Annotated in this window: 3 protein-coding genes (1 of these 3 running past the window's edge); all 3 read right to left on the reverse strand. The window is 46.4% G+C overall.

The features are described from left to right. On the reverse strand, positions 1 to 2,346 hold the start of the coding sequence (locus KAI36_RS16770; protein WP_220025472.1) for an SDR family NAD(P)-dependent oxidoreductase. The gene continues 17,358 nt to the left of window position 1, outside the view; only the first 2,346 of its 19,704 coding nucleotides appear in the window; it begins with the start codon at positions 2,344 to 2,346; its stop codon lies off the left edge, out of view. Further along, entirely contained in the window at positions 2,330 to 13,474 is an 11,145-nt protein-coding gene (locus tag KAI36_RS16775; protein ID WP_220025473.1) for a hybrid non-ribosomal peptide synthetase/type I polyketide synthase, read from the reverse strand. Before KAI36_RS16775 ends, KAI36_RS16770 begins: the two co-directional genes overlap by 17 nt. Before the next feature lie 221 nt (positions 13,475 to 13,695). Beyond that, a complete protein-coding gene (locus KAI36_RS16780) occupies positions 13,696 to 14,445 on the reverse strand; it encodes a polyketide synthase (RefSeq protein WP_025723537.1) in 750 nt (249 codons plus the stop codon). Positions 14,446 to 14,460: the final 15 nt, after the last annotated feature.

A 14,460-nucleotide genomic window follows, 5' to 3' on the forward strand; every position in this document is an offset into this window, starting at 1 on the left:
CGCTGAGCCTGAAATCACTCCATAGATGTGGTCTCCATCAGCAACAGCTTCATGAAGACGCTTGAGCACAATCGCGCCAAGCGCCTCTCCCGGAACCATTCCATCTGCCCTGTCATCAAAGGTATAGCAGCGTCCCGATCGAGACAGCATCCCTGCCCTGTCACCATATAAATAGCAGCGAGGGGTCGTATGAATATAGACACCACCCGCTAAAGCCATATCCGTTTCTCCAGTCCATAAGCTTTGGCAAGCCAGATGAACTGCAACTAACGAACTGGAACAAGCTGTATCTACAGCTATTGCTGGTCCGTGAAGATTCAAGTAGTAGGAAATTCTAGCCGGAATCACGGAACCCAGATGACCCCAAAGCGCTTGTGGAGGCAGGTCTTCACCCAGCAATTGTTGGTAATCTCCCTCGGCACAGCCCACATACACTCCACAGCGGCGACCCTCCATCCCTGTACCTGCATAGCCAGCATCCTCCAGAGCATGCCACGCTTCCTCCAGAAACAATCGCTGCTGCGGATCCATATAGGTCGCTTCCAGTCCCGAGATATTGAAAAAAAGCGGATCAAACTTATCAATATCCCCCAAAAAACTGCCGTGATTGCAGTAGCTTGCATGTTTTTCCTGGTATTTCGAAAGATCCCACCGGGTTACCTCTTCCACTAAATCGTCACCGTTCTTAAGGTGATTCCAAAGCTCATGTACATTATCTGATCCAGCAAACCGCCCGCTCATTCCAATAATCGCAATGGGCTCCCTTGGTGTTAAAGCTTTCTCTTTATCCTTCTTATTGGGTCTCTCCGGCTCAAAGGATATACTTGCCGTTTCAACAGGATGAATCGTATAATCCGTGTCTTTAAGTTTTTGGATGTCGCGACTAGCATCTTCCATGTTGTCTATTGGATTAGCGCTCTGGTCCAAGACTTGTGAAACTTTATCTCCATATTGGCTTAAAATGTATAGCGTCAGTTGTTTTACCGAACTGTAATCGAAGATGTCGGTGGTTTGCAAATGAATCCCCAGCCCCTGATTGACAGCCTGCACAAAGTTAACGCCAAGAATGGAGTCCAGTCCATAATCTGCGAATGACTCATGAATATCAATCATAGTAAAGTCCACATTCAAAGCCTCTACCAGCTTCCCTACGATAAGCTCCTGGACATACTCTTCAGCCATCTCGCTTGTTACATCAATATCTGATCGAATTCCTTCGTCACGCTGTTTCATTTGAGATTTGTCGTGTTCAGGCTCCTGTTTGTTCAGAATCAGACCATCGCTTTCCGCCACAATAATTTGTTGACCTATATCATGCGCTTCCTGAGCAGGGAAGAAAACGGATCGGAAACCCTCCATTTCCAATACCTTTCGCCAACTTTCGGGATATAACCCGGGAGAGCCTGGAATGCGCAGCTCCGGGTCATTATAAAGCCACCATCCCTCTAAAAGGCCAAAGGATAGGTGGTTTAACAGAGAGTTACCGCTGATTTCATTTATAAGAATTAGACCGTTTTCTCGCAGCGCCGCTTTGACATTGCGTAACGTTTGGCGAATGTTCCGGGTGGCGTGCAATACATTGGTGGCAATCACAATATCATATCCACCTGTATCGATATCTTGTCCCTGAGCCGACTCTTCCACATTAAAAATCTGATAAGTCAGGTAAGGGTTTTGCGGACCGTACTCTTTTTGTGCATGTAATAAAAATGCTCTGGATTTGTCGGTATAGCAATATTCTTGAATATGCTTCCGATAAGGTTCGAGCTTCTGGAAGATCAAAGCGCTAGTACCTCCAGTGCCTGCGCCAATTTCAATGATTCGAATCGGTACCGACGGGTTATGCTTAATCCTCTCATTCAGATAGGAAACTACGATATCTCCCAACACTTCATTAAAGTAATCCGCTGCAGGACTGTTCTTATATATACCTTCTACCAGTTTCATAGAGGAATTAGGAAAAATGATATCGGTGGCTGGTATTTTCCCGGTTAAAATCTCCGGCAGCTTGCGCAAGGTTGATTCTACCAAAAATACCCAGGCTGAGAGATCCGGATTTTTCAGCCATGCCCCTTTCTTCCATTCCCACTCCTTCCATACAGCCTGCAGATCGACCGAAGCGTTACCCGCTACACTATATGACTCTCCATTGCAGTACAAATACTGATTCCGTACCAAAATCTCTATGCTTTCTTCAAGCCAACGATCGTATAAACTCAGTAAGGCGGTTTTTGTTTTAAAATCTGCGATCATAGCTTTCTTTTCCATTTGCGCATATGGACATAATCCCATCAAGCGCAAATGGCTCCATAACAGCCTGCATAAGATATCATTCATTTCCTTCATCTGTAAGCCTCCATTCCCGTTCAGTCCCTCGTGTCGCTCCATCCTGTTCCGAGTAAGCTTTGCTGTCGACTGTAGTCGAGGACATTGTCTCGTATGCAGCCGCTAGATAAGAAAGATCTGGCATCTTCTTTATTTTTACACTGGCAGAAATATGACTCTGGATGTTTTGGATATACGAAGGAATAGCTTCGGGATTTGAAGCATCGATGTCTTCCTTATTCATTTCCGAAACATTTGCCGTTTTGGCAAGTGTCTTTTGGGCAATGAACGAATCTGTTGGCTTTACAGCATCTGCAGATTCAATGAAAGCCGATTTAGTTTTAATATCCGTGATCCAGTACCGCTCCCTCGCAAAAGGATAGGCAGGCAGGCTAATTCGCCGCGGCTTGGCATCCCCATAAAGCATGTCCCAATCCATCGACAGTCCCTTGACCCAGAGATCAACAACCTTCGAATATTTTCTTTTCCCTATCCAGGCAGCGATCGTTTTGTCCATGTCTTCATCTTCTACCAGCGCCGTCAGCGCCTCCTTATTCCGTTTGACCTGGCCCCGGTACAACTCAGGGATTCCGTCCCGTCCTTCCAGGAATCCTTCCAGCTTGTCCACCAGCTCCTGCATAGACCCTGCAATCACTGCCAGGCGCTCTTCCATGGCTTCGCGTCCCACCTGGAGCGTGTATGCCACATCGGCCAGACTGCTTTCGCTTAGCTGTCCTTCCCGCATAACAGCTAGCAATCTCTCGGCCTGCTTTTTCAGTCGTTCTTCATTTTTGGCTGACAATACGATGATTGCAGGCTTTTGAGCCGTAACGCTCATCGGCACCTTCTCTTCTGCAATGTACTCTTCGATGATGACATGTGCATTGGAGCCTCCCGCTCCAAACGATGAAATCCCAGCAATCCTCGGATATTCCCGCGTCTCTCCATCGATCTCAACCACCGGCCGCTTCCATTCCCCCAGCTCCTGCTGGACGACGAACGGCGTCTGACCGAAATGGATGTTCGGATTCAATTCTTGGGCATGCAGGCTGGGAACCAGCGTCTGGTTTTTCATCTGCAAGATGATTTTCCCAACCCCTGCGATGCCCGCTGCCGCCTCCAGATGTCCGATGTTGGACTTCACAGAGCCTATGGCGCAGAATCCCGTATCCGGCGTATCCTTCCTGAATGCCTGGGACAGACCCGTCACTTCAATCGGGTCTCCCAGCTCCGTGCCTGTTCCGTGGGCTTCAATATAGCTGACCGTCCGCGCATGGACCCCCGCTCGCTCCAGTGCCGCCCGGATGAGTTCCCCCTGGGCTGTCGGGTTCGGCACCGTATAGCCGTTGGTCTTGCCTCCATGGTTGATGCTCGTCCCCCGGATCACTGCATGGATGAGGTCCCCATCAGCGATCGCCTTGGACAGCGGCTTTAATAGGACGACCCCCGCGCCTTCTCCAGGGACAAATCCATTGCCTCCTTTGCCGAAGCTCTTGCACTGCCCATCTGCTGACAGCATGTGGTTGGCGCAAAGTCCGACATAGCTGAGCGGATGGAGATACAGATTTACTCCGCCTGCAATAGCCATTTCGCATTCTCCACGGTACAGATGCTCACAGGCTTCATGAATCGCGGTCAACGAGGACGAACACATCGTATCGATCGGCATGCTTGGCCCTTGCAAATTAAAGAGGTACGAAATCCTATTCGCTACTGAACTAAAGGATATTTGGGGAAATATTTGCGCTCCCTTCTTCCATAATTCCGGCCCATAGAGCTCGTAGCCCGTCTTAGTAATTCCGGCAAATACGCCTACCCGGCGGTTATGCCGCACCGCAAGCTGTTCCCGAGTATAGCCCGCGTCCTCCAGTGCTTCCCAGCAGGCTTCAATGAACAACCTTTCCTGCGGGTCCATACCGAGTGCTTCCCGTGGCGAAATATTGAAAAACAGCGGATCGAAATCCGCAAATCCTTCGATAAAGCTTCCCCATTTGCTGTAGCTTTTTGCATTCACCACCGCTTCCTGTGGATCAGGATGGAAGAACCCTTCCAGCGTCCAGCGCTCACGCGGGATTTCGGTGACACAGTCCTTCCCTGCTTTTAGATTTTCCCAATATTCGTTCATGTCTCTGGACCAGGGATACTTTCCAGCCATCCCAATGATCGCTATTGGTTCACGCATTTCCGCAGGGGCAGACCCGGCCAAGCTTCGGACAGGCTTCGCTTCCGCCTTTGCCGCAGCCGGCACGGCTTCTTCCTCGGCATACAGCGGTGCCGCAAGTATTTCCTCTACAAGCTGCATGTCACGGCTCATCCCGGTCCACTGCATACACTCCTGCGGGTATTCCGCCACAAAATATTCCGTCAAAGCACGCAAGGTTTGGTACTCATAAAACAGCGTCTGGGACAGTTCTCCAAAGAAGCCCGCCAGCTTGGCATTGAGCTGGGTAATCATGATCGAGTCGATTCCATAGGTTTCCAGCGGTTCATGGGTTTCAATGCTGCCGACGCTCAGCCGGGTCACCTCTCCAAACAGCACCTTGAGACAATGCAAGGTTTTGTCGTAGAGCAAGTCTGCATCCAGCATAGGTACGCTTGCCTGGTTAGGTACAGCTGCCTGGATGGCACGGACGCCGGCCTGTGAGAAGGCTTTCGTCAGGTAGGTCTCGATCTTCTCGGGCTCCCCTTCCATGACCATCACCTGCTCCTTGCCGGAGGCCAAGCTTTGGTACAACGCCCTCATTCCCGACCGAGTCTGCATGGCTGTAATGCCCATGTTTTTCGTCATGATCTGTTCCGAATCCGCATTGATCCGCATTCCGCCCTCTTTCCACAGCGGCCAGCGGATGGATAACGTCTGCCCCCGCCGTTGCTTGGCCCCTACCAGGGCATTCCGGTATTCGGCGTATGCGTCCATAAAGGCATTGGCAGTCGCATAATCAGCCTGTCCCGGATTTCCCAGGCTGCCTGATATGGAAGAAAAGAGCACAAAGAAGTCCAGGTCCTGACCGCTGCTCGCCTCATCCAGATGGGCTAGTCCGCTCACCTTCGGTCCCAGCACCTCTATAAATTCTTCCCTTGTTTTTTTGATGATAAAGTTATCTTGAATCATCCCTGCACAGTGGATGATCCCATGGACACGTCCATATTCCTGCTGAATGCTGTCCAGTAAATCGATAACCGTCTTCCTATCGGTGATATCGCCTTGCCTGTACACCACGTTGGCCCCTGAAGCCTCCAGCTCCTGCAGCCTTGTCTGCTTGTCTCGGTCCAGCGGCGACCGCCCCGTCAAAATGAAGGTCGCTGCTTGCGTCTGCCGGGAAATCTCTTCTGCAACCAGCAGCCCCAGACTGCCGGAGCCGCCAGTGATCAGATAGACCCCACCATCTCTCCATGGAAGCCCCTCTTCTTGCCCAGATGTTTCAAGCCTGCTCCAGCAAGCGGTTTTCCGTTGACCTTCCTCATAGCGAATCCAGCCATCCATCGGGCTTCGACTGTTGTCCTCCAGCTTCGCCAGGATGCCTTCCGCCTGTTCTCCCTGATCCACTTCGATCAGCTGCCCGATAAATTTTGGATTTTCCAGCCGGGCTGTCTTCAACAGTCCCGAAAGTCCCGAAAAGAGCCTCCCTTCCCCAGAGTTCCGCACCACAATCTGGACCAGTACTCTTCCCTTCGGCTTGTCTTTGAGCATACTTTGGATGCTCTCAAAGGCCTGAACAGCATAGGCCTGGAACCGCTCATCGACCCGGCCTTTTCCGGATTGAAAGGCAAGCACCTGCGCAGCTCCGATCAAGCTCGCTTCGAGTCGCTCGTGCAAAGCTTCTTCCGGCTCACAAAGCAAGACCATTCGCCAATCATAGGCAGGGGCTTCGGCTTCAAGCAGTACGTCCTGCTCCTTCCAGGCAGGCTGAAATAGCAGTGTACGGCTACTCGTAACGGCAGGCGCTTCCGCTGTTTCGGTTCTTACTGCTCCGGCCTCAACCTCAGGAGCCCAACAGCGCTCCTGAGCAAAAGGATACGTAGGTAGACTTATTCTTTTCGGTATGACATTGGAATATAGCAATCGCCAATCTATATAGAAGCCTTTGGTCCACAACTCTGCCAGCTTGTTCATTTCACGATTTGCAATCCATTTGCTCATTAATTCCTTGAAAACTTCTTCCTGTTCAAATAATTGCACTGAATCTTTTGACTGATTGTTTTCACCCCTCCAACAGTTCTCGATAGGTTCTTGTTCATTCGTGAACGATTTGAGCTTTTGTACCAGCTCGCTCGTATTCTTTACAATAAAAGCTACCCGGTTTTTCATTACCATTCGTCCTGTCTGAAGCGTAAAGGATACATCCGACAAATTAATGTCTTCAGAAGCTATCAAAAAATCTGAAAGCTCTTGTGCATACACTTTAAGACGATGATGATGCCTTGCAGATAATGGAATCAGATAGACAGCTTCTTCGTTCACAGAACTATCTTTAAATCGTTCTGATTCAGCATTGACTACAAATTGTTCAAAAATGGCATGAGCGTTAGTTCCGCCTATTCCAAAGGAGCTTAATGCCGCCCGATGAGGAGCCGACGCATTCTCCCATTTTTGGAGACTATCAACAACATAAAAAGGTGAATCGGGCAAATTAATATCAGAGTTTGGTTTTTCGTAATTAAGTGAAGGAGGAATCTCATTATGGTATAAGCTTAAAGCAACTTTAATGCACCCCGCCAAACCTGCTGCAGTATCCAGATGCCCGATATTGGTTTTGACCGATCCAATACCGCAAAATTGTTTTTTGGTTGTATACTGCCTGTACGTTTCATTTAAGGCGGAAAATTCAACAGGATCGCCCAATTTTGTTCCGGTTCCATGCGTCTCGATATAACTGATAGATTCGGGATCAATTCGGGTTGATTCTATCGTCTTCTGAATAACCTCAGCCTGACCTTTGACACTTGGGGCATAAAACCCTAATTTGTCGGTTCCATCGTTGTTCACACCTACTCCCCGTAAAAGCGCATAAATATGGTCACCGTCTCTAATGGCATCTGGCGCTTTCTTCAGTAGAACAACCCCAACCCCTTCTCCGCCAATCATTCCATCTGCCGACTCGTCAAAGGCTTTAATATGTCCGTCACTGGAAAAATTCAAGCCGGGTTGATGCACATAGCCTAAACTGGTGAAAGGAAAGATCGTGGATGCTCCGACTAAAGCGTATTTGGCTTCACCGGATAGCAGGCTTTGCGACGCCAGACGCAATCCGACTAATGAGGAAGAGCAGTTCGAGTGCACAAACAGACTCGGACCTTTAAATCCCAATTTATGAGAGATCATGGTAGGAATTGTCCCACCCTGTGCTAAAATCCAGGTTACATATTCATCCGCGTTCTTCAGGACATTAGGTGATTGCGACGCCAAATTTGGGATAAATGCTTGATAGAAACTGCTGCTTGCCGACATAAACACACTGGTTTCAGGAATTTCTTTGCTAATATAGCCAGCATCCTCAACGGCTTTCCATGAATGTTGCAACAGCAATTTCATTTGAGGATCCATAAACTCTGCATTTTTCTGTGATAAGCTGAAAAACTCAGGGTCGAAATACTCTTTTCCTTCAATTGTGCATCGTCCGGGAACATAGCCTCGATTCCCGACGATTTCTTTTTCCAGCCCTAATCCAACTAATTCTTCCTCGGAAAAGAAGCGGACACTCTCCACCCCTGCCCTCAAATTGCTCCAAAACTCGGCATGGTTTTTGGCCCCCGGAAAATGGCATGAAATCCCTATAATTGCAAGACTATCCTCAAAATAATCTGGGTAGGGTGGCTTGAGGTCATCTTCGCCTGAATCCATTTTCGGTAAGGCTGTATTTTCAGCTGTATCTGTTTGTTCCGGTGTATGTGACTGTTCTGTTTGAAAATCAACATTCTCGCTTCTTGTTTCTGTAATGTAGGCACTGAGTTCCTTAACTGTTGGATACTTGAACAATGCTGTCACCGAAATATCGCATTCCAACAATTCTTTGACCCTTCCGATCATCTCTGCTGCTGAAAAAGAATTCCCGCCTACGTCAAAAAAAGCATCATCTGTACTTAGATCATCAACATTCAGAAGTTTTTTCCACACCGTTAGAACCTGATGTTCAACATCCGATTGTGGTAAATGGATCTTTCTTGTTGTTGCTAACTCGATCCTGCGATTCATTAATTCTTTTCGATCTATTTTCCCATTAGGGGTCAAAGGCAGCTTATCTAGCTCTATAAAAAATGCTGGTATCATATAATAGGGCAAGAAAGTTTTTAAATATTTTCGCACTTCCTTCGGATCGAGAGGAGGCTTACCGGACTCGGAATTGTTCAGCAAACAGTAGGCAACAAGCTGCTTATTCCCCCCCTGTTCCTTGGCAATCACAACACAATCATCGATTCCTGGATATGTTCTGACCTGACCTTCAACTTCACTCAGCTCGATCCGAAACCCGCGAATTTTCACTTGATAATCCATCCGTCCCACATACTCAATAGAGCCGTCCGAAAGCCACCTGCATAAATCTCCAGTTCTGTAGAGCTTGGTTTCCAGATTGAATGGGTTGTCTATGAACTTTTCAGCCGTAAGCTCTGGCTGGTTCCAATAGCCTCTGGCCAATCCGCTGCCCGAAATAAAAAGCTCTCCCGGAAGACCGACAGGCACAGGTCTAAGATGTTTGTCCAAAATGTAAATCTGGGTGTTTGCGATAGGCTTACCGATCGAAATAGGCTTATCTGCGTCGATCTTTTGAATTGTAGACCAAATTGTGGTTTCAGTCGGACCGAACATATTCCATGCGTCACAACTGTTATGAACAAAACAAGATTTTAACGTTTCCGAAAGGGCTTCCCCTCCGCAGAGAACTTTCATGTTCTCTTCGTTCTTCCAGCCGGCTTGAAAGAGCAAGGTCCAAGTCACAGGAGTAGCTTGCATGATTGTCGGTTTTATTCTTTGAATTTCCCGCTTAAGTCTTTCGGCATCCTTTATGTTTTTGGAACTGCAAATATAGCATTGTGCCCCCTTAATCAAAGGCAGATATAATTCCAGTCCCGCTATATCAAAGCAATACGTTGTCACTGCAAGTAGTTTGTCCTGCTCTGTTAAACCGGGCTGTTCTCCCATGGAAATAAGAAAGTTGGTCAACGCTTTATGTGGAATCATGACCCCCTTGGGTTTCCCTGTACTTCCAGAGGTATATATCACATATGCCAAATGGTGAGGTTGCACTTCCCGTTTGATTGTCTTTCTACCCTTCACATCACTTTTCAGATGATCCCAGTCTTTATCAAGGACAATACAGCTAACGTTGTTCCCTTCCAAGCGTGACACTTTCTCCAACAACCCCGATTGCGTAATAACCAGTGAAACATTGGAATCCTGAAGCATATACTCCAATCGGTCTTCCGGATATTCCGGATCGAGCGGCACGTAGGCTCCACCGGCCATCAGGATTCCTAACAGCCCAATCACCATATCTAAAGAACGTTCCATGCAAATCCCCACAAGAGTATCAGGAGTTACCCCATGTTTCTGCAAATATAAGGCCAGCAAAGTGCTCTTTTCTTTTAGTTCCCCATAGGTAAGCGATCCCTTTTCATATACAACTGCAATAGCTTCAGGTGTTTTTCTTGCCTGTTTTGCGAATAATTCAGGGAAGCACTTATCAGGATAACTTGTTCCGGTAGCATTCCAGTCATTAAGGATGATGTCCTTTTCCTCTGGTAAAAGTAACGAATGCTCCTCCAAGGGCCAAGTGGGATTCTCCATAAGTGCTTCCGCTAATTCTATATAACGCTCTGCCATCTGTATGATGGTTGAATGATCGAACAAATTGGAGCGATATTTGATATTTAATATCATTTCCTCTTCCTGCTCTTGCAGTTCCAATACCAACTCGTATTCGCCTTCCTGGTGAATTTCTTCAACCAATTCGACAAAAAAGATATCTTTATATAGCTTGCAAAGTTGCTGAAAGCTTGAAGTTGAAAGGAAGTTTTGATATGAAAAGGCTGCTTGGAAAATAGGTGAGCTCATCTGCATCCGCGGCACATTCAATTCTCGGACCAGAGCCGGAAAAGGATACGAGGCATGATCCATTCCATCGATTACTGTCAGCTGCAATTTTTTCATGAAATCCAGGAATGTCTCTGTTTCCGATATCTGACTCCGTATTGGAAGCATATTGACAAAATAGCCGATTAACTTATCAAAACGCTGCTCCGGGCGTACCATAACTGGCATTCCAACAATGATATCTTCCTGTCCCGAATACTGGTTAAGCAATACCGTATACATGCCTAACAAGACTGTGGACAAGCTCGTATATTGCGCTTGGGCAAAAGACTTTACCCGTTTGACCCATTTAAGCGGAAGCGGCTTGGAATATGTTTGTGCTTCCATGCTTTGAGCCGGAAAACCAGAGCGGTCATATGGCAGCTCCAGGGTCGGTAAAGCACCTGACAGCTGTTGTGTCCAGTAGGAACGATACTTCTCTCCTTCTGCACTCGCTAACATCGTTTGCTCCCATTTAACAAAATCGCCGTAGCTCGCTGCGGGTGGCACCACTGTCGATGTCTTTCCCTGTACCACGTTCTTATAGGCATCTAAAAAGCTTTGTGTAAACATGCTGAAAGAACTTCCATCAAAAATAATATGGTGGATGACAACCAGTATGAAATGTTCCTGTTCAGATCTGGACATAACATAAATACGCATCAAAGGATCCTGTTCCAGCATGAATGGTTGCTTCGCTTTATCCCTAATAAATGGAATAATCTCATCTGCTTCCAAGGCTGAAATATCCTCCATTTGCACATGAAGCGGCTGCGTCGGCTGCAGCTTTTGATAAGGTATCCCATTTTCCTCTTCAATCACACTTTTTAAAATAGGATACTGTTCTAAAACGATGTGAAAAGCCCGTTTAATGCTCTCAATCTCAATCTTCGTATTAAACCGGAGGCATATTGGTATATTGTAAGCATTCATCTCAGGGGACATTTTATGTAATAGCCACAACCCTTTCTGAACTTCAGAAAGCGGATTCCTTCGGAAACTGAGCGAATTTTTCTCAGTATTGACCTGTACAGTGGATTTATCTTCTTCCACCTTTTGGGCTAAATATGCCGATAATAGTTGAATCGTCGGGTTCTCTAAAATTTCTCTTGCTTTAACCTTGATCGAATAGGACTTCTCAAGGCCGCGTATAAGCTTCATGACAAGAATAGAATCGATGCCATAACCATGAAGATTTGTATTCAAATTCATTTCCTCGTGCTTGAGATTCAGTTCCCAACACAAAAATTGCACTATATACTCCTGAATCTTCGACTGAGCCAACGAAACGGCATTTATGCTACTGTCATGGTTTTCTGCGGCGGTTTCTTCCATATTCGAATGTGATAGTGAAAACGCACTCCGATATTGATAAAGTGCTTGAAGCTCTTGTTTGATGTAAGCATTGCGGCAGATCTTTCTCTGGATTTTCCCACTTCCCGTTTTGGGTATACTTCCCTTAAGTAGAAAATAAATATCGTAAATTTCAAGTTGATGCGTATTGGATACGGCATTCAGTATGTTTTCGACCAGACGTTTATATTCCTGCTCATGAAGGGGCGCTTCAATTTCCTGTACGACGATTACTTTTTCCTGACCATTGATTTCAGAGGAAAATACAGCGATAGGCAAGGTCAATTCTGGCATATTCTTTTGGATGGTCCATTCAATATCGACGGGGTGATGGTTTTTGCCGCGAATAATGATGACTTCCTTCTCTCTGCCGATGACATAGATATGATTATCCGCAATGAAGCCAAGGTCCCCGGAACGAAAAAAGCCGCCTTCTTTTGTATCAGAAAGGGCTACCTCAAAAGTGCTATTCGTTTCTTCCTTCCTGTTTAAATATCCCTCTGCCATCCGTGCGGATTTAATCCAAATCTCGCCGACTTCCTCCGGTAAGCATTGTGTATGCCTTTCTGGATGAACAATCCGTATTTGCGTCGGATCTTCGATCTCCCCACAGCTCACTACAGACTTCGATTTATTCTTTTCATCTGTGTATTGGACTCTTCGTTGCTCCAAGCTAGGGATATCCAAATTAAGGAACCTCATCGACTGTCCTGGTTTTATACTGGCGACAGGGCACAGCTCCGATAAGCCAAGGAGGGGACAAAATATATCCTCTCGTAGTCCTAATGCCCGGAATTTATGGATGAAGTTCTCGTAAGTTTCCTTCCGGATGGGCTCACCTGCACATATAATCGCTTGGAGATGGCGAAGTGAATATTGCTTAATTGAAGCTATGTCCAGTGTGGAGCAGCAATAATCGAACGCAAAATTTGGCGCTGCCGTATGGGTAGCCTGATACTTGTCAATCATATGAATCCAATTTTCCGGGTTTTTAGCGAAGCTTTCTGGCGGGAGAATAATGCTCGACGCCCCGTTTAAAAGTGGGACTAAAATATTGTTATGCAGTCCAAAAGCATGAAATTGTGGCGTCCAGGAAACAACACGACTATTCCGGTCAATTCTCCATTGCTCGGCCTTGGCCTGATTCATCAAGCAGCTGTGACTAAGGATTACGCCTTTTGGCAAGGATGTTGAACCCGATGTATACATCAAAAGAGCGGTATCCTGCGGCGCTGGCATTCTCATCTCTATCTCAACGTCAACGGTGTCTTCTTGAAAGATTTCATCAATATTCAGGATACGGATTGAATTAAACTCCCTCCGTGTTTGGAGAAATGCTTTGAAGTACGTATTAGTTATAATACATACGGCTTGGGAATCCCTATAGATAGGTATCATCTTCTCAAAGATTTTTTCATCCGGCTCCGAATCTGTAATAGGTGTAGGTATGGCCACGATATTTGTATAAAAACATGCCAGCATGCTGCTGATATATTCCAGGCCCTGAGGAAATACAAGAAGTGCCCGTTCCTGCTCAGCCAGTTCTTTCAATAGGATACTGCCCAAAGCCTGTATTTGATGTAGAAGCGTATTTCCGGAAAGAATTTGAGGACTCTGGTCTTCTTTCTCAAACGTAAATAACTCTTTTTCAGGAAATTCCCGGCAAGTTTCAATAAAAGAAGCGATCGGAATATCAAGGTTCCATGTTTGGTCATGTTTTCGCATCATTCTCCACCAACTCCTCAAAACACAAAGTTTATATAACATGAGCTAAAGGCTTGTCACCCTGTCCATTTTGAGCTATTATTCACGTTTGAAGCATTGCCAGGAGTTGCCTGCTAAAATATATCAAAGAAAAAACGAGTGATGAGGAAGGCTATATGCCTCTTTCACACTCGTTGCTGGTTCGCATGAACAACCGCAAAGGCGTTCAACGAATCTCTATTTGGTTATTTTCCAAACAAGTTGATAATTCGTTCTTTAACCTCCGCTTGATGAAAGGTCTTCTCATGCATGATAAGCTCTTGTTCTACGATTTTGGGAAGCTGTTCCCGGAGTGGAGCAACCAAATGATCCTTTAGCGTGATTAAAGAAAATCTGGGTTTCTCGGCTAGCTGCCGGGCAAGATCCATTACATAGCCCATCACTTCTTTGCGGGGCAGAGTCGGAAATGGAACTCCCCGTTTTTCCAGTTCAACACCTCGATAATTGCCCCCATTTAACAATAACTCTTCTCCCAAGCTGAACCCTAGTTTTTTAGGAATAATATACGTGGCACCCATTCCCGGTGTGAATCCGTATCTCATAAAATTAGTCGTGTACACACTTTCCCTGCTTAGGACTACAAAGTCAGAAAATAGCCCCATTACAAAGCCTCCGCCCACCGCATGTCCCTGCATGGCAGCTATCACTGGAACTCTGCAGCCCAATGCAAGTGAGTAAATATTTTCATCGGTAAACTTCGAGATTCCTTCATGTAAAGCCAACAGTCCCTCTTGCGTGCCACCCGTGGCAAAGTAATTATCGTATCCTGTTAGAATTACGACTTTGCATGTTGAATCTTCTTGGATCGTCTTGAACGCTTGTCTTAGTCCATGGGTCATTTCAAGCGTAAATGTATTTTTATGAACTCTATCTTGCATTTTCACTTGAATAATACCTCGTTCGATTTCAAGTAATTCAACCACGGATTGTGACATTATGATCTTCTTCCC

Source organism: Paenibacillus sp. S02, from assembly GCF_019454065.1.
Classification (GTDB): Bacteria; Bacillota; Bacilli; order Paenibacillales; family Paenibacillaceae; genus Paenibacillus; species Paenibacillus polymyxa_B.

Bases quoted from the DNA above. Each gene is read 5' to 3' on its own strand.
- KAI36_RS16775 (WP_220025473.1), bottom strand. From the start codon at position 13,474: ATGATGCGAAAACATGACCAAACATGGAACCTTGATATTCCGATCGCT.
- KAI36_RS16780 (WP_025723537.1), bottom strand. From the start codon at position 14,445: ATGTCACAATCCGTGGTTGAATTACTTGAAATCGAACGAGGTATTATT.